The sequence below is a fragment of the Bradyrhizobium sp. USDA 223 genome (assembly GCF_044909005.1).
Taxonomy (GTDB): Bacteria; Pseudomonadota; Alphaproteobacteria; order Rhizobiales; family Xanthobacteraceae; genus Bradyrhizobium; species Bradyrhizobium yuanmingense.
In genome coordinates this window covers 3,244,884-3,261,315 of the sequence record NZ_JBIYDR010000001.1, presented here as the reverse complement: position 1 = coordinate 3,261,315, position 16,432 = coordinate 3,244,884, and the positions used below count along the sequence as shown (strand labels likewise).

Sequence of the window (16,432 nt, the reverse complement as noted above, 5' to 3'; positions counted from 1 at the left end):
GGCACTGGCTCTATTACATTGCGCTGAAGCTCGCGCTGCTCGCCGGCGCGGTGGCGATCGTGCTCAAGCTTTATGGGATTTGGTGAGGACGATGGGACAGACTTTGCCAAAGCCCGCACTGAGGCCCTTCCTGCCGGCGGATGTGCCGATGCTCGCCGCGATCTTCGCCGCCAGCATCGAGGAGTTGACCGGCGACGATTATAGCGAGGCGCAGCAGGAAGCCTGGATGGCGGCGGCCGAGGACGAGGAGTTCGGCAAGCGGCTCGCGTCCGACCTGACGCTGATCGCGACGCTGGAAGGCTCGCCTGTCGGCTTCGCCTCGCTGCGCGGTAATGATCACATCCGCATGCTCTATGTGCATCCGGCCGTGGCCGGGCAGGGCATCGCGACCATGCTGGTCGACGCGCTGGAGAAGCTCGCAGGCGGCCGCGGCGCCACGAGCCTCTCGGTCGATGCCAGCGATACCGCGGAGGGTTTCTTCGCCAAGCGCGGCTACACCGCCCAGCAGCGCAACAGCATCACCATCAACGACGAGTGGCTCGCCAACACCACCATGAAGAAGACGCTCGGAGCGGGGCAATGAGCAAGCAGCGTCTCTATCTGTTCGACACCACGCTGCGCGATGGGGCGCAGACCAACGGCGTGGACTTCACGCTGGCGGACAAGCAGGTCATCGCGGCGATGCTCGACGATCTCGGCATCGACTATGTCGAGGGCGGCTATCCCGGCGCCAATCCGCTCGACACGGAGTTCTTTGGCTCCAAGCCCAAGCTCAAACATGCGCGCTTCACCGCCTTCGGCATGACGCGCCGGGCGGGCCGCTCGGTGTCCAACGATCCGGGCGTCGCGGGCCTTCTGGAAGCCAAGGCGGATGCGATCTGCTTCGTGGCGAAGGCATCGGCCTATCAGGTCCGCGTCGCGCTGGAGACCACGAAGGAAGAAAATCTCGCCTCGATCCGCGACAGCGTCGCAGCGGCGAAGGCGGCTGGCCGCGAGGTGATGCTCGATTGCGAGCATTTCTTCGACGGCTACAAGGAGGACGCCGCCTTTGCGCTCGCCTGCGCCGGGACCGCCTTCGATGCCGGTGCGCGCTGGGTGGTGCTGTGCGACACCAACGGCGGCACCATGCCCGATGAGGTCGAGGCCATCGTCAGAGACGTGACCAGGCACATCCCCGGCGATCACGTCGGCATCCACGCCCATAACGACACCGAGCAGGCGGTGGCAAATTCGCTCGCCGCCGTGCGTGCCGGCGCGCGGCAGATCCAGGGTACGCTGAACGGGCTCGGCGAGCGCTGCGGCAATGCCAATCTCTGCTCGCTGATCCCGACCCTGAAGCTGAAGACGGGTTTTGCCGACGCTTTCGAGATCGGCGTCACCATGGAGAAACTGGCGACGCTGGTCAAGGTGTCGCGCACGCTCGACGACATGCTCAATCGCGTGCCGAACCGGCATGCTCCTTACGTCGGCGAGAGCGCCTTCGTCACCAAGACCGGCATCCATGCCTCCGCCGTGCTGAAGGATCCGCAGACCTACGAGCATGTGTTGCCGGAACTGGTCGGCAATCATCGCAAGGTGCTGGTGTCGGACCAGGCCGGGCGCTCCAACGTCATCGCCGAGCTCGACCGCGCCGGTATCTCTTACGAGAAGAGCGACCCGAAGCTGACGCGTCTCGTCGAGGAATTGAAAGAGCGCGAGGCGGCCGGCTATGCCTACGAATCCGCCAACGCCTCGTTCGAGCTGCTGGCGCGCCGCACGCTCGGCAAGGTGCCGCATTATTTCGAGGTCGAGCAGTTCGACGTCAACGTCGAGCAGCGCTACAACGCGCTCGGCGAACGCGTCACGGTGGCGCTCGCGGTGGTCAAGGTCGACGTCGCCGGCGAGCATCTGATCTCGGCGGCCGAAGGCAACGGTCCCGTCAACGCGCTCGACGTCGCCTTGCGCAAGGATCTCGGCAAGTACCAGAAATTCATCGAGGGCTTGACGCTGATCGACTATCGCGTCCGTATCCTCAATGGCGGCACCGGCGCGGTCACGCGCGTGCTGATCGAGAGCGAGGACGAGAACGGCGATCGTTGGACCACGGTCGGCGTGTCCCCGAACATCATCGACGCCTCGTTCCAGGCGCTGATGGATTCGGTGATCTACAAGCTCGTGAAGTCGGGGGCGCCGGCGTAACCCCCACGACGACTGTCATTCCCCGCGAAGGCGGGGAATCCAGTACGCTGCGGCCCATCGATTTATCTACGGCTGTCACGGAGTACTGGATCGCCCGGTCAAGCCGGGCGATGACACCGAGGATGGGGAAAGGGCACGGCCATGATCGACCACATCTCCGTCGGCGTCAGTGATCTCGACCGCGCCGCAAAATTCTACGAAGCCGCGCTCGCCGCCCTCGGCCTCGCGCGCCTCGTCACGCGGCCGCGGACGGTCGGGTTCGGCAAGGCCTATCCGGAGTTTTGGATCAACTTGCGGGAGGGCATGCCGCCTGTCGCGCCGGAGAGCGGCGTGCACATCTGCCTGCGGGCGAAGACGACCGATCAGGTCGATGCGTTTCACGCAGCCGCGCTGTCCGCTGGCGGCGCCTCCGACGGCGCGCCGGGCATCCGTCCGCACGATCGCGTGCGCTACTACGCGGCCTTCGTCACCGATCCCGACGGCAATCGCATCGAGGCCGTGACGTTTCCGGCAGCGTAGGGCGTTACAGCTTCCGCGCCACTTCCGGCGCGAGATCGCGCTCGCTGTCAGGAATCTGCGCAGCCGCGGCGCGCAGCCGCGGGATGATCTCCTCGACCTTGTCCGCCTTCAGGATATCGACGGTGAGGCCGGCGCGGATGAACTCGGTCTGGCGCATGTGGTACACCAGCGAGAGCAGCGGCTCCCAGAAATTGTCGATATTGGCGAGCAGCACCGGCTTGGCGTGACGGCCGAGTTGCTGCCAGGTCAGCTGCTCCACCAGCTCCTCGAGCGTGCCGAGCCCGCCGGGCAGGGCCACGAAGGCGTCGGAGCGCTCGAACATCAGCCGCTTGCGCTCGTGCATGTCGGGCGTGACGACCATCTCCTGCACGCGCGTCAGTGCATTCTCGCGCATGCGGAGGAAGTCAGGGATGATGCCGGTGACCAGGCCGCCGTGATCGAGCACGGAGGTTGCGACCGCCCCCATCAGGCCGAGCGAGCCGCCGCCATAAACGAGGCGGATCTTGCTTTCCGCCAGCGCTCTGCCGAGCGCCTTCGCCGCTTCAATGAAGTTGGGATTTGTTCCAGGGCCGGAGCCGCAATAGACACAGACGGTTTTGATCGTGCTCATTGGTGCCATGATGCATTGCAGCGAAGTGGCGTCAAGCCCAAACGGTGATTCGATACTTCCGGGAATTTACCGGTAAATCGCGACAAACAATCGAAGATTCGCCATCTGGCGGGGTGCGCGGGCATCGGGAAGGCTCTATATGACGGGCGAAAATCGTTAATCGCAGTTGCGCCCGCATCCGGCGGGCTTTCGGGTTTGTTGATGGACCAACCTCAATCGTTCGACGGCGCCGACGTTCCTGATCCTTCCGTGGCAGGATCGCAGGCCGGGGCCACGCTGATGGGCACGCTAGCACATCTGTGGCCCTACATCTGGCCGGGCGACCGTTTCGACCTGAAGATGAGGGTGGTCTGGTCGCTGGTGCTGCTGCTCGCCGCCAAGCTGATCACGCTCACCGTGCCGTTCAGCTTCAAATGGGCGACGGATGCGCTGACCGGCGCCAACACCGCGCCGGTAGCGGCCGACAATTGGCATCTCTGGGTGATCGCCTCGCCCTTGCTGCTGACCGCGAGCTACGGCGTGATGCGCATCCTGATGGCGGTGCTGACGCAATGGCGCGACGGCATCTTCGCCCGCGTCGCCATGCATGCGGTGCGCAAGCTCGCGACCCTCACCTTCATCCACATGCACGAGCTGTCGCTGCGCTTTCACCTCGAGCGCAAGACCGGTGGCCTCACGCGCGTGCTCGAGCGCGGCCGCGAGGGCATCGAGGTCATCGTGCGCATGGTGATCCTGCAGCTGATCCCGACCATCGTCGAGGTCTCGCTGCTGCTGGCGGTGCTGCTCTGGCAATTCGACTGGCGTTACGTGGTCGCGACCCTGATCACGGTCACGCTCTACATGTACTACACCTACGTCGCGACCGAGTGGCGGATCGGCATCCGCCGCAAGATGAACGATTCCGACACCGAGGCGAACACCAAGGCGATCGACTCGCTGCTCAACTACGAGACGGTGAAGTATTTCAGTGCCGAGGCACGCGAGGCGCAGCGCTACGACAGGTCGGTCGAGCGCTACGAGGAGGCGAGCGTCCGCACCTACACCTCGCTCGCGGTGCTCAATACAGGCCAGGCGGTGATCTTCACGCTGGGCCTGACCGCGACCATGCTGATGTGCGCGATCGGCGTGCGCAACGGCACCAACACCGTCGGCGATTTCGTGCTGGTCAACGCCATGATGATCCAGCTCTACCAGCCGCTGAACTTCATGGGCATGGTCTATCGCGAGATCAAGCAGGCGATCATCGACATCGAGAAGATGTTCGGCGTGCTCAGCCGCGAGGCCGAGATCAAGGACGCGCCTGGCGCGAAGCCGCTGGTCATCTCCGCCGGCACGGTGCGCTTCGAGGACGTGCGCTTTGCCTATGAGCCGGCGCGCCCCATCCTCAAGGGCATCAGCTTCGAAGTGCCGGCCGGCAAGACGGTTGCCATCGTCGGCCCCTCCGGCGCCGGCAAATCGACCATCTCGCGGCTCCTGTTTCGCCTCTATGATGTCTCCGGCGGCAGGATCCTGATCGACGGCCAGGACATCCGCGAGGTCACGCAGGCCAGCCTGCGCGCATCGATCGGCATGGTGCCGCAGGATACCGTGCTGTTCAACGACACCATCCGCTACAACATCCGCTACGGCCGCTGGGACGCGACCGAGGCCGAGGTGGAGGAGGCCGCGCGGCTGGCGCAGATCGACCACTTCATCCGCATGGCGCCGAAGGGCTATGAGACCCAGGTCGGCGAGCGCGGCCTGAAGCTGTCGGGCGGCGAGAAGCAACGTGTGGCGATCGCGCGCACGGTGCTCAAGGCGCCGCCGATCCTGGTGCTCGACGAGGCGACCTCGGCGCTCGACACCCATACGGAGCACGAGATCCAGGGGGCGCTCGACCGCGTGGCGAAGAACCGCACCTCCCTGGTGATCGCGCATCGCCTGTCCACCATCGTCGGTGCCGACGAAATCATCGTGCTGGACCAGGGCCGCATCGCCGAGCGCGGCACTCACGCGAGCCTGCTCGCGCAGGGCGGGCTCTATGCCAGCATGTGGAACAGGCAGCGCGAGGCCGAGGAGGCCCGCGAGAAGCTGGCCAAGATGGCCGACACCAATGCCGCGCCCAACCGGGAGCCGCCGCCGGTCGATGATAACCTGACGACGCCCGCGGCGGCGGAGTGACCTTGTCTCCGGTCCCAAGTCTGGCCTAAACAAAGTCTGGCCTAAACAAAGTCTGGCCTAAACAAAAGTCTGGCCTAAACAAGCCCGCGCGACGACCCCGTGGCATCAACCCCGACCGGCAAAAAGCAATGTCCATTCTCGATTCGATCCAGCGTCAGATCCCGCCGATCCACAAGGAGGGCTATCCCTTCATCGGCGCCTTTGCGCTGGCGAGCCTGCTCCTGTTCTGGCTGTGGTCGCCGCTGGGGTGGATCGGCACGATCCTGACCGTGTGGTGTGCGCTGTTCTTCCGCGATCCCGTCCGTGTGACGCCGGTGGGCGAGGGTCTCGTGGTGTCGCCGGCCGACGGGCGCGTCTCCATGATCACCATGGCGCTGCCGCCGGCCGAGCTTGGGCTGGGCGACCGGCCGCTGCCGCGCGTCTCGATCTTCATGAGCGTGTTCAATTGCCACGTGAACCGCGCGCCCGTGGCGGGCAGGGTGGATCGCATCGCCTACCGGCCCGGCCTCTTCATCAACGCCGAGCTCGACAAGGCGAGCGAGGACAACGAGCGCAACTCGCTGGTGATCACCACCCCGACGGCGCGGATCGGCGTGGTCCAGATCGCCGGTCTCGTCGCCAAGCGCATCGTCTGCTTCGTCAAGGAGGGGCAAGCGATCGGCGTCGGCGAGCGCTTCGGACTGATCCGCTTCGGCTCGCGCCTCGATGTCTACCTGCCGGTGGGCACCAAGGCGCTGGTCTCGGAAGGGCAGACCGCGATTGCCGGAGAGACGATCCTGGCCGACCTGGCCGGCGACGACCAGGCCCGCGCGTTCCGCGCCAATTAACCAATAGTCGGTGCTCGCAGGCGTTCCGCCGCAATGGCGGAGGGCGGCGCGGCTTGCTATATCTCGCCTTGAGATAAGGACGAGCCATGACGCCTTACGATTTCAAGGATCCCGACGTCCGCCGCCGGCGGTTCCGACCGATCCCGGTGCGGATGCTGGTGCCCAACGTCATCACGCTGCTGGCGATCTGCGCCGGCCTGACCTCGATCCGCCTGTCGATCGAAGGACGGATGACGCTCGCGGTCTATGCCATCGTGTTCGCCGCCGCGCTCGACGGCATCGACGGCCGCATCGCGCGCATGATCAAGGGGCAGTCGAAGTTCGGCGCCGAGCTCGACAGTCTCGCCGACTTCGTCAATTTCGGCGTGGCGCCCGGCCTGATGCTGTATTTCTGGCAGCTGCACGAGCTCGGCAATGCCGGCTGGATCGCCGCCATGGTGTTCGCGATCTCCGGCGGCCTGCGGCTTGCGCGCTTCAATGCCACCATGGACGATCCGAACAAGCCGGCTTTCGCCGCCAATTTCTTCACCGGCGTGCCGGCGCCCGCCGGCGCGATCACCGTGCTGCTGCCGATCTATGTCGCGTTCCTCGACGTCGGGCGCACACCTGCGGCGGTGACCGCGGCCTACACGCTTCTGATCGCGTTTCTGATGGTGTCGCGCCTGCCGGTGTTCTCCGGCAAGACCAAGCGGATGCGCGTGCCGCCCGAGCTGGTGCTGCCGGCCTTCGTCGCCGTGATCGTCTTCATCGCGCTCCTGATCGCCTATCCCTGGCACGTGCTGTCGATCGGCACGGTGCTGTACCTTCTCGCGCTGCCGCTCGGCTACAAATCCTATCGCGACCAGGCGCGCGCGATGGAAGCCACCGCGCCGGCGGGAGGCGAGGTCCCGTCACCGCCCTCGGCGCCGACGCTGGCGAATTTGTCGGAGCCGCCGCAAGACGACGATCGGCCCGGACGACTGCACTAAAACGCTCCTCGCGGATATCTGCCATGAAGTCTGCCCGAGTTGGGTCGAGATCCGATCTCGGCTATATCGCCCTTGTGCCGGCGGCATCGCGCAATCAATCGCCGCCAACCTGGGAGAGAACGCCGTGACCAATTCCGCGACCGGGCCGCTGCCCGCTTCCGTCCTCGAAGCGCTGGGCCGTTACGATACGCCGACGATCTGCAACGCCATGGAGATCGTGGCGCCCGAGCGGCGGCTGATCGGCTACACCACCAAGCAGCTGGTCTGTCCGTTTCCCGACCTGCCGCCGATCGTCGGCTATGCCCGCACGGTGACGATCCGCTCGGTTCTGAAGTCATCGCTTCCGGCCGAGGAGCAGTCCAAGCGCCGAATCGCATATTACGAATATGTCGGCACCGGCCATGGCCCGCGCATCTCGGTGATCCAGGACATCGACGGACCCGACGTCGGCTATGGCGCGTTCTGGGGCGAGGTACAGAGCAACGTGCACAAGGCGCTCGGCTGCCTCGGCGTCATCACCGACGGCTCGATCCGCGACATCCCGCAATGGGCGCCCGGGTTCCAGGCGCTAGCCGGCTCGATCGGCCCGTCGCACGCCTGGGTGCACGCGGAAAGCTTTGGCGGCGAGGTGCGCGTCGCCGGCATGACCGTGAAGTCGGACGACCTCATCCACGCCGACCGGCATGGCGCCATCGTGATCCCGCTTGACCTTGCCGCAAAGCTGCCGGAGGCCGCCGAACTGTGCGGCCGCCGCGAGACGCCGATCCTGGAGATCGCCCGCAGTCCCGACTTCTCGCTCGAGAAGCTCAAGGCCGCGTTGAAGCGCTCTGCGGAGATCCATTGACGGCTGCTGGAGCATGATCCGGAAAAGCGTGTAGCGGTTTTCCGAAAAGATCATGCTCAAACAATAACCTAAAGCGCGATAGACGATTCATCCTAATCGCATCGCGTTTTAGGGCAATCTACGGCCCGGACGACGGCCGAATGCCGCCTTGTTCTGTCAGAAGCAGGGCGACTTGATTCGGTTCTCCGAGCACGGCGGCGGCGCATCCGATCAGGGTGAAGCCGCCGGCAAGGTCCCAGAGGGTGATATCGTCTGCGCTGTTGGCGCTGCGCATCAACCGCGCTGCGAGCACGGCGAAGGCGGCCTCGATAAAGAGCAGCACGCTGAACGCCGGAAGCACGAGTTCCGGCTCGAGCAGGTGGAACGCCAGCGCCGCGGGCAGCGCCGTGAGTAGACCGAATAGCATCAACATCGCGCTGGCTCCGCGATTGGCCCTGTCGCAACGCTAGCAGACACTAACCGATGCCGGTCCACGATGTGGCGGAGGGCCGCAGCCGACCTGACGTCGTGGGCGCCTGATTATGGTTAGCGAAGGGTTGAAATTCCTATCGCTGGACGGCAACCGGGACAAATTGCGGCGGCAGGCGGCACATCGTCGAGACTTAACCTTTACGCGCCTTTAAGGGCGGCGCTCTAGGGTCTGCGATGCGGTTCGGGGTTGAGCCGCGCCAGCGGCCAGGACGGCCGTTGTTGCGTAGGCGTTGGAGTCGATCATGGATATCGCAACACTTGTCGGCCTCGTCGCAGGCGCCATTGTTGTGTCGTCGCTGATCCTGATGGGCGGTACGTTCGGGATGTTCTACGACATCCACGCCGTCATCGTCATCTTCGGCGGCTCGTTCGCAGCGACGATGATCCGCTTTCCTTTGTCTGCGATGATCCACGGCGTGCCGCTGGGCGCGAAGTTTGCCTTCACCCTGAGCCGCCTTTCGGCTCACGACCTTGTCGACGAGCTCGCCCGCATCGCGGAAATCGCCCGCAAGCAGGGCCCGGTCGGACTGGAAAAGGTCGAGACCGACGAGCCGTTCCTCGCCAAGGGCATCCGCTACGTCGCCGACGGTTACGATCTCGATTTCATTCGTGACAACCTGGAGCGCGACCGCGACAACTTCCTGATGCACCTCGACGAGGGCAGCAAGATCTACCGCGCCGTCGGCGACTGCGCCCCGGCGTTCGGCATGATCGGCACGCTGCTTGGCATGGTGCAGATGTTCTCCAACATGTCCGATCCCTCCAAGCTCGGTCCGTTCATGGCCACCGCGCTGCTGGCGACCCTGTACGGCGCCGTTGTCGCCAACCTGATCTGCTTGCCGATTGCCGACAAGCTGCACGGCAAGCTGCTGGACGAAGAGACCAACCGTACCCTGATCATCGACGGCATCCTGATGATTCGCGACTCCAAGAGCCCGACCCTGGTGCGCGAGATGCTGCTGGCCTATCTGCCGGAGAAGCATCGTCACACCGAAGGCGAGCCGGTGCCGGCTTGAGGCCGCCCGGATTTTGAGAGATGGCCAAGAAGAAGCGCGGCAATGCTCACGGCGGCGGCCACGGCTGGTTCGTGACCTTCGCCGACCTGATGGCGCTGCTGCTGGCGTTCTTCGTGATGCTGGTCGCGTTCTCGACGCAAGATGCCAACAAGCTGAAGATCGTCGCGGGCTCGATGCGCGAGGCGTTCGGCGTGCAGACCGAAGCGCGTTATTCCGGCATCGTCGAATCCGACGGCCTGCCGACGCGCCCGCGACTCAAGAACGTCGACCACATCCAGCCGGAAGATGCCTCCAACACCCCGACGCCCGATCAGGAAGACCGCGAAAAAACCTCCGGCGCGAAGATCAAGGTCGACCGTAATTTCGCGCTGGCCGCGGCCTCGCTGCGCCAGGCGTTGCAGGACATGCCCGAGCTGACCGAGATGTCCAAGCACATCATGTTCGAGGAGACCAAGCAGGGTCTCAACCTCGAGATCGTCGACCAGGACGGCCGCTCGATGTTCGCCGACGGCTCCAAGGTGCCCTACGACCGCACTCGACGCCTGGTCGAGAAGCTCGCGATCCCGCTCAAGGCGACGCCGCTCCGCGTCTCCATCGCCGGCCACACCGCGGCGGGGTTCGTGCCGACCCGCAGCGACTATGGCGCCTTCGATCTGTCGGCCGATCGCGCCAACGCCGTGCGCCAGATCCTCGAGCGCCAGGGCCTACCGCCGTCGCACATCTTCGCCGTCTCCGGCAAAGCCGATACCCAGCCGCTATTTCCGGACGATCCCTCGCTCGCCGCCAACCGGCGGGTGACCATCACCTTGATGCGCGAAGACCCACCGTTGCCGCCGAATCTCAAGCCGTAACCCCTTGCGCTACCATCTTACCTGAGGCATGTCGTCGCGCAGGCGATGAGCGTGGCTCTAGCGTCACAGCATCAGGCTCCGCGCCTGCTATGGTGGTGAGCCGATTGACAGGTGCACCGGAAGCGTCAAAAGGCGCCGGATCAATTTCTGGGACGAAGCGTTCTTCACCGTCATGACCGCGAGCATCACACAGGCCGAGACTCAGGACGGGCGGCCCACCCAAGGTTTTTGGGCCCTTACGCTAGGGAGCATCGGCGTCGTCTTCGGCGATATCGGCACTTCGCCGCTCTACGCATTCCACGAGGCGGTCAAGGCCGCGGCCCATGGCGAGCCGGTCTCGCGCGCCATCGTGCTCGGCGTGCTCTCGCTGATCCTGTGGGCGCTGCTGATCGTCGTCACCGCCAAATATGTCCTCTTGCTGCTGCGCGCCGACAACAACGGGGAGGGCGGCACGCTCTCGCTGATGGCGCTCGGCCAGCGCGCGCTCGGGCGGCGAAGCTGGGTTCTGCTCGCGCTCGGCGTGATCGGCGCTTCCATGTTCATCGGCGATTCCATGATCACGCCGGCGATCTCGGTGCTCTCGGCGGTCGAAGGTCTGAAGCTCGCAACCCCCGCGCTCAAGCCCTATGTCGTGCCGGTCACCGTCCTCATCCTGGTGCTGCTGTTTGCGGTCCAGAGCAAGGGGACCGCGCTGGTCGCCTCGGCCTTTGGGCCGGTGATGGTCACCTGGTTCACCGTCATTGCCATCATGGGGGCTGTCCACATCGCCGACGACCCGACCGTGCTGGCGGCGATCAATCCGTATTATGCGGTGCAGTTCGTGTTGTCGCACGGCGTGATCGGCCTCGTGACGCTCGGCGCGGTGTTCCTCGCGGTGACGGGCGGAGAGGCACTTTACGCCGATCTCGGCCATTTCGGCCGCAAGCCGATCCAGTCAGCCTGGATGTTCTTCGTGCTGCCCGCGCTCCTGATCAACTATTTCGGGCAGGGTGCGCTCGTGCTGTCCGATCCCAGCGCGATCGAGCATTCGTTCTATCGCATGGTCCCCGAGACACTGGTGCTGCCGCTGGTCGGGCTTGCGACGGCTGCAACCGTGATCGCGAGCCAGGCGGTGATCACGGGCGCCTATTCGCTGGTCCATCAGGCCGTGCAGCTCGGCCTGCTGCCCCGTTTCGAGGTGAGGTACACCTCCGAATCGCATGCCGGCCAGATCTACCTGCCGCGGGTGAACCGGCTGCTGCTGATCGGCGTGATGCTGCTGGTGCTTCTATTCCACACCCCCAGCAATCTGGCCTCGGCCTACGGCATTGCGGTCTCAACCACCATGGTCGCCGATGGCATCATGGGATTCGTCGTGATCTGGAAGCTGTGGAATTGGCGCGCGGCTACCGCCGCAGCCCTGATCGTGCCTTTGGTCATCGTCGATTTGAGCTTCTTCAGCGCCAACCTGCTCAAGCTGCTCGATGGCGCCTGGGTGCCGCTCCTGTTCGGCGTCGTCATGGCCGGGACGATCTGGACCTGGCGCAAGGGCTCGGCGATCCTGATCCAGAAGACGCGCCGGATCGAGGTGCCGCTGGACGACCTGATCCGCAGCCTGGAGAAGCGGCCGCCGCACATCGTCAAGGGCACCGCGGTATTCCTGACCAGCGATCCCGCCTTCGTGCCAACCGCGCTCCTGCACAATCTCAAGCACAACAAGGTGCTGCACGAGCACAACGTGATACTGACCATCGAGACCGCGCAGACGCCCCGGGTCGATCTGTCGGAGCGGTTCAGGATGGAGAAGATCAGCGACAAGTTCTCCAAGGTCCGCTTGCGCTTCGGCTTCATGGAGCAGCCGAACGTGCCCAAGGCCCTCGCCATCGCACGCAAGCAGGGTTGGCAGTTCGACATCATGTCGACCTCGTTTTTCGTCTCGCGCAGGTCACTGAAGGCCTCGGCACAGTCGGGCATGCCGCTCTGGCAGGATCATGTGTTCATCGCGCTGAGCCGGTCGGCCAATGATGCCACCGACTACTTCCAGATCCCCACCGGCCGCGTGGTCGAAGTCGGAACCCAGGTCACTATCTAGAATGCAACTGGCGTAGCCATGCATATTTGCATGGCTACGACCCAGAATCGGGCTAGGCCATGCCGGTGGCGCAGGACTATAAGCCGCGCGCTCTTCCGCCATTGTGCAGTGAAGCATTTTAGAGGCCATCGGGCTCTCCCATGACAAGCGACGTAGCAGTTCCCGCCCCGGAAACGGTGGCGGCCAATGGGCATGGCGAGGCCCATACCACCGCCGGCTTCGGCGCGCTGACGCTCGGCAGCATCGGCGTCGTTTACGGCGACATCGGCACCAGCCCGCTCTACGCGTTCCGCGAGGCGGTGATGGCCGCCTCGGGCGCGGAGGGATTGCCGACGCCGGCCGCCGTTCTCGGCGTGCTCTCGCTGATTCTATGGGCGCTCATCGTGGTGGTGACGCTCAAATACGTCGTGATCCTGCTCCGCGCCGACAACAACGGCGAGGGCGGCACGCTGGCACTGATGGCGCTGGCCCAGCGGGCGGTTGGCACCGGCCGCGGCGGCGCGACCATTGTGCTGCTCGGCATCATTTCCGGAGCTTTGTTCTACGGCGATGCCGTGCTCACGCCGGCGCTCTCCGTGCTGTCGGCGATCGAGGGCATGAAGGACGTCACGCTCAGGTTCGAGCCCTACATCGTTCCGCTGACGGTGGTGATCCTGGTCGGCCTCTTCGCCGTGCAGTCCCGCGGCACGGCGCGCGTTGCCGCCTTCTTCGGCCCGATCATGTGCGTCTGGTTCACGGTCCTGGCGGTGGCGGCGATCCCTCAGATCGCCCAGCACCCGCAGGTGCTGCTCGCGCTCAACCCGCTCTATGCCGTGAACTTCATGCTGCACCATGGCGTCATCGGCTTCGTGACGCTGGGCGCTGTGTTCCTGGCGGTGACCGGCGCCGAAGCGCTCTATGCCGACCTCGGCCATTTCGGCAAGCGGCCGATCCAGACCGCCTGGCTCATCGTAGTGCTGCCCTCGCTGGCGCTGAACTATCTGGGGCAGGGCGCGCTGGTGCTCGGCGATCCCGGTGCCATCGTGAGCCCGTTCTTTCAGCTATTCCCGCAAGGCTTCCTCCGAGGCTGCATGGTCGTGCTCGCCACCATGGCGACCGTCATCGCGAGCCAGGCCGTCATCACCGGCGCCTATTCGCTGACGCGCCAGGCGATCCAGCTCGGGCTGCTGCCGCGCTTTGAAATTCGCCATACGTCGGAAGCCCATTCCGGCCAGATCTTCATTCCGCGCATCAACCAGCTGCTGCTGGTCGCGGTGGTGCTGCTAGTGCTGCTGTTCCGCTCGTCGAGCGCGCTCGCATCCGCCTACGGCATCTCCGTCACCGGTACCATGGTGGTCACGGCGATGATGGGCTTCGTCGTGGTCTGGAAGGGCTGGCGCTGGTCAGCGCTTGCCGCCGGCGCGCTGATTGCGCCGTTCCTGTTCCTCGATCTGACCTTCCTGAGCGCGAACCTGTTGAAGGTGTTTGAGGGCGGCTGGGTGCCACTGGCGCTCGGCGCGCTCATGATCATCCTCATGTACACGTGGCGGCGCGGCAGCCGGCTGCTATTTGAAAAGTCGCGCAAGCTCGAGTTCCCGCTCGCCGATCTCGTGGCAATGCTGGAGAAGCGGCCGCCGCAGCGAGTGCCTGGCACTGCGGTGTTCCTGACCTCGGACCCGCTCAGCGCGCCGACCGCGCTGATGCATAGTCTGAAACACTACAAGGTGCTGCACGAGAAGAACGTCATTCTCACCATCGAGACCGCGCAAACCCCGCGGATCGATCCGGCCGAACGGGTGAAGCTGGAGCAGATTTCACCGACCTTCTCCAAGGTGACGCTGAAGTTCGGCTTCATGGAATCGCCCAACGTGCCGAAGGCGCTCGCGATCGCCCGCAAGCTGGGCTGGCAGTTCGACATCATGTCGACCTCGTTCTTCCTGTCGCGGAGGGCGCTCAAGCCCGCCGCCCATTCCGGCATGCCGCGCTGGCAGGACCGGCTGTTCATCTCGCTCAGCCGCTCCGCCAACGACGCCACCGACTATTTCCAGATCCCGTCCGGCCGTGTGGTCGAGGTCGGCACGCAGGTGACGATCTAGGATTACGTTCGAGCAAGTGGCTCAAGTGTCCACCTCTCCCCATCGGGGGAGAGGTCGGATTGCGCAGCAAATCCGGGTGAGAGGCCGCAGCGTTCAATGAGACCGCAACCCCTCACCCGGATCGCATCTGTCAATGCGATCCGACCTCTCCCTACGGGAGAGGTGAAGTGCCCCGTAAGCCGCACTTCAAGTCGCTGCGATTTAGCTTTAACTTGCGCCGCGCGGCTCAAGCCTTTGTAGCGCTTGATTTTCGTCTCCCGAGAGGCGAGGTTGCCGCCGGCCGGGATCGCCCCGGTACGCGGCCCGCGACGTTGGAGGATGATGTGGCAAATCAAGTGCAGGATCTGACCCCGGACGAGGTCGCCAAGGGTGTCGCGGAAGGGCGCTATCTGCTCGTCGACGTCCGTGAGCCGAACGAGGTCGAGGCCGAGGCGTACCCTTACGGCGTCGTGGTTCCGCTCTCGACCTTCGATCCCAAGGCGATCCCCGATCCGGCCGGCAAGGAGGTCGTGTTCGCCTGCCGTTCGGGCAAGCGCTCGGTGACGGCCTCGCTGGCGGCGCAGGCGGCGGGCCTGCCTTACGATAAGCATCTGGCCGGCGGCATGCTGGGTTGGAAGGCGGCCGGGCTTCCCAGCAAGGTCGGTGGCTAACCGCGCAATGACGACCAAGAGCTCTTCGCTGAACAAGGTCTTCGCCGACCTTCCCGTCACCATCTTCGAGGCGATGTCGCAGGCCGCGCGCGACAACAATGCGATCAATCTCGGCCAGGGTTTTCCGGATGATCCCGGCCCCGAGGACATCCGCCGCGCCGCGGCCGAGGCCTCGCTGAACGGCTACAACCAGTACCCCTCGATGATGGGCCTGCCGGAGCTGCGCCAGGCGATCGCGACCCATTACAGCCACTGGCACGGCCTCAAGCTCGATCCGATGAGCGAGGTGATGGTGACCTCCGGCGGGACCGAGGCGCTGACCTCGGCGATCCTCGCGGTGGTCCAGCCCGGCGACGAAGTGGTCTGCTTCCAGCCGGTCTATGATTCCTATCTGCCGATCATCCGCCAGGCCGGCGGCATTCCGCGCCTGGTTCGCCTGGAGCCGCCGCACTGGCGGCTGAATGAGGACATGCTGAAAAGCGTGTTCAATTCAAAAACCAAGGCGGTGCTGTTCAACAACCCCCTGAATCCCAGCGCGGTGGTCTATCCGCGCGAGGACCTCGAGCTCTTGGCGCGCTACTGCCAGGAGTTCGACGTCATCGCGATCTGCGACGAGGTCTGGGAGCACGTCACCTTCGACGAGCACAAGCATGTCCCGCTGATCACCATCCCCGGCATGCGCGAACGCACCATCAAGGTCGGCTCGGCGGGCAAGATCTTCTCGCTGACGGGCTGGAAGATCGGCTTCGTCTGCGCGGCGCCACAGCTGTTGCGCGTCGCCGCCAAGGTGCACCAGTTCCTGACCTTCACCACCGCGCCGAACCTGCAGGCCGCCGTCGCCTATGGCCTCGGCAAGTCCGACGACTACTTCCTGTCGATGCGCAAGGATCTGACGCGAAGCAGGGACCGCCTGACCAAGGGCCTGGAGAGCCTCGGCTTTCCCGTGCTGAAGTCGCAAGGCACCTACTTCCTCACCGTCGACCTGTCGCCGCTCGGGCTCAACGAGAGTGACACCGAGTTCTGCTGGCGGATTGTGAAAGACTACAAGGTCGCCGCGATCCCGGTCTCGGCGTTCTACGAGCAGGACCCCGTGACCTCGGTGGTGCGCTTCTGTTTTGCCAAGAAGGACCAGACGCTCGACACCGCGCTGGAGCGGCTGTCGGACGCGGTGCGTGGACGCAAGAGGTAGATC

15 protein-coding genes are annotated in these 16,432 nt (G+C 64.9%); 13 read left to right on the top strand and 2 right to left on the bottom strand.

The genetic code is table 11. The features are described from left to right. Positions 1-91: 91 nt before the first annotated feature. From ABIA40_RS15220 to ABIA40_RS15210, 3 genes are all read left to right on the top strand, one after another. Entirely contained in the window at positions 92-583 is a 492-nt protein-coding gene (locus ABIA40_RS15220) for a GNAT family N-acetyltransferase (RefSeq protein WP_404541807.1), read from the top strand. Then, positions 580-2,178 (top strand): citramalate synthase, encoded by a 1,599-nt coding sequence (gene cimA, locus ABIA40_RS15215; protein ID WP_404541805.1) that lies wholly within the window; start codon positions 580-582, stop codon positions 2,176-2,178. Before ABIA40_RS15220 ends, cimA begins: the two co-directional genes overlap by 4 nt. 141 nt (positions 2,179-2,319) lie before the next feature. Continuing rightward, entirely contained in the window at positions 2,320-2,697 is a 378-nt protein-coding gene (locus ABIA40_RS15210) for a VOC family protein (RefSeq protein WP_404541802.1), read from the top strand. Between the two features lie 4 nt (positions 2,698-2,701). On the opposite strand, the gene ABIA40_RS15205 is transcribed toward ABIA40_RS15210, so the two are convergent. Then, positions 2,702-3,307: a TIGR00730 family Rossman fold protein gene (locus tag ABIA40_RS15205; protein ID WP_404541801.1), complete on the bottom strand. Its 606-nt coding sequence runs from the start codon at positions 3,305-3,307 to the stop codon at positions 2,702-2,704. A 201-nt stretch (positions 3,308-3,508) separates the two neighbouring features. Between ABIA40_RS15205 and ABIA40_RS15200 the strand changes: the two genes are divergently transcribed. From ABIA40_RS15200 to ABIA40_RS15185, 4 genes are all read left to right on the top strand, one after another. Continuing rightward, positions 3,509-5,467: an ABCB family ABC transporter ATP-binding protein/permease gene (locus ABIA40_RS15200; RefSeq protein ID WP_404541798.1), complete on the top strand. Its 1,959-nt coding sequence runs from the start codon at positions 3,509-3,511 to the stop codon at positions 5,465-5,467. A 104-nt stretch (positions 5,468-5,571) separates the two neighbouring features. Continuing rightward, positions 5,572-6,294, top strand: a complete 723-nt coding sequence (locus ABIA40_RS15195; RefSeq protein ID WP_404546248.1) for a phosphatidylserine decarboxylase — start codon at positions 5,572-5,574, stop codon at positions 6,292-6,294. A gap of 86 nt (positions 6,295-6,380) precedes the next feature. Then, entirely contained in the window at positions 6,381-7,262 is an 882-nt protein-coding gene (locus tag ABIA40_RS15190) for a phosphatidylcholine/phosphatidylserine synthase (protein ID WP_036001453.1), read from the top strand. 124 nt (positions 7,263-7,386) lie between these two features. Beyond that, positions 7,387-8,106: an RraA family protein gene (locus ABIA40_RS15185; protein ID WP_036001451.1), complete on the top strand. Its 720-nt coding sequence runs from the start codon at positions 7,387-7,389 to the stop codon at positions 8,104-8,106. A gap of 118 nt (positions 8,107-8,224) precedes the next feature. On the opposite strand, the gene ABIA40_RS15180 is transcribed toward ABIA40_RS15185, so the two are convergent. Beyond that, entirely contained in the window at positions 8,225-8,518 is a 294-nt protein-coding gene (locus ABIA40_RS15180; RefSeq protein WP_404541794.1) for a hypothetical protein, read from the bottom strand. 301 nt (positions 8,519-8,819) lie between these two features. Here ABIA40_RS15180 and ABIA40_RS15175 point away from each other — a divergent pair, with 301 nt between their 5' ends. The 6 genes from ABIA40_RS15175 to ABIA40_RS15150 all read left to right on the top strand — a co-directional run bounded on the left by ABIA40_RS15175 (position 8,820) and on the right by ABIA40_RS15150 (position 16,429). Continuing rightward, on the top strand, positions 8,820-9,593 hold the full coding sequence (locus ABIA40_RS15175) for a motility protein A (RefSeq protein ID WP_036001447.1): 774 nt from the start codon (positions 8,820-8,822) through the stop codon (positions 9,591-9,593). A gap of 20 nt (positions 9,594-9,613) precedes the next feature. Continuing rightward, the gene (locus ABIA40_RS15170) at positions 9,614-10,444 is read left to right on the top strand and encodes a flagellar motor protein MotB (protein WP_271547215.1); all 831 of its coding nucleotides are present in this window, start codon (positions 9,614-9,616) and stop codon (positions 10,442-10,444) included. Between the two features lie 172 nt (positions 10,445-10,616). Further along, complete coding sequence (locus tag ABIA40_RS15165; RefSeq protein WP_271547214.1) at positions 10,617-12,515, top strand: potassium transporter Kup; 1,899 nt, start codon at positions 10,617-10,619, stop codon at positions 12,513-12,515. A 140-nt stretch (positions 12,516-12,655) separates the two neighbouring features. Next, the gene (locus ABIA40_RS15160) at positions 12,656-14,590 is read left to right on the top strand and encodes a potassium transporter Kup (RefSeq protein WP_271547213.1); all 1,935 of its coding nucleotides are present in this window, start codon (positions 12,656-12,658) and stop codon (positions 14,588-14,590) included. A gap of 323 nt (positions 14,591-14,913) precedes the next feature. Further along, a complete protein-coding gene (locus tag ABIA40_RS15155; protein WP_025035596.1) occupies positions 14,914-15,240 on the top strand; it encodes a rhodanese-like domain-containing protein in 327 nt (108 codons plus the stop codon). A gap of 7 nt (positions 15,241-15,247) precedes the next feature. Continuing rightward, positions 15,248-16,429: an aminotransferase gene (locus tag ABIA40_RS15150; protein WP_271547212.1), complete on the top strand. Its 1,182-nt coding sequence runs from the start codon at positions 15,248-15,250 to the stop codon at positions 16,427-16,429. Positions 16,430-16,432: the final 3 nt, after the last annotated feature.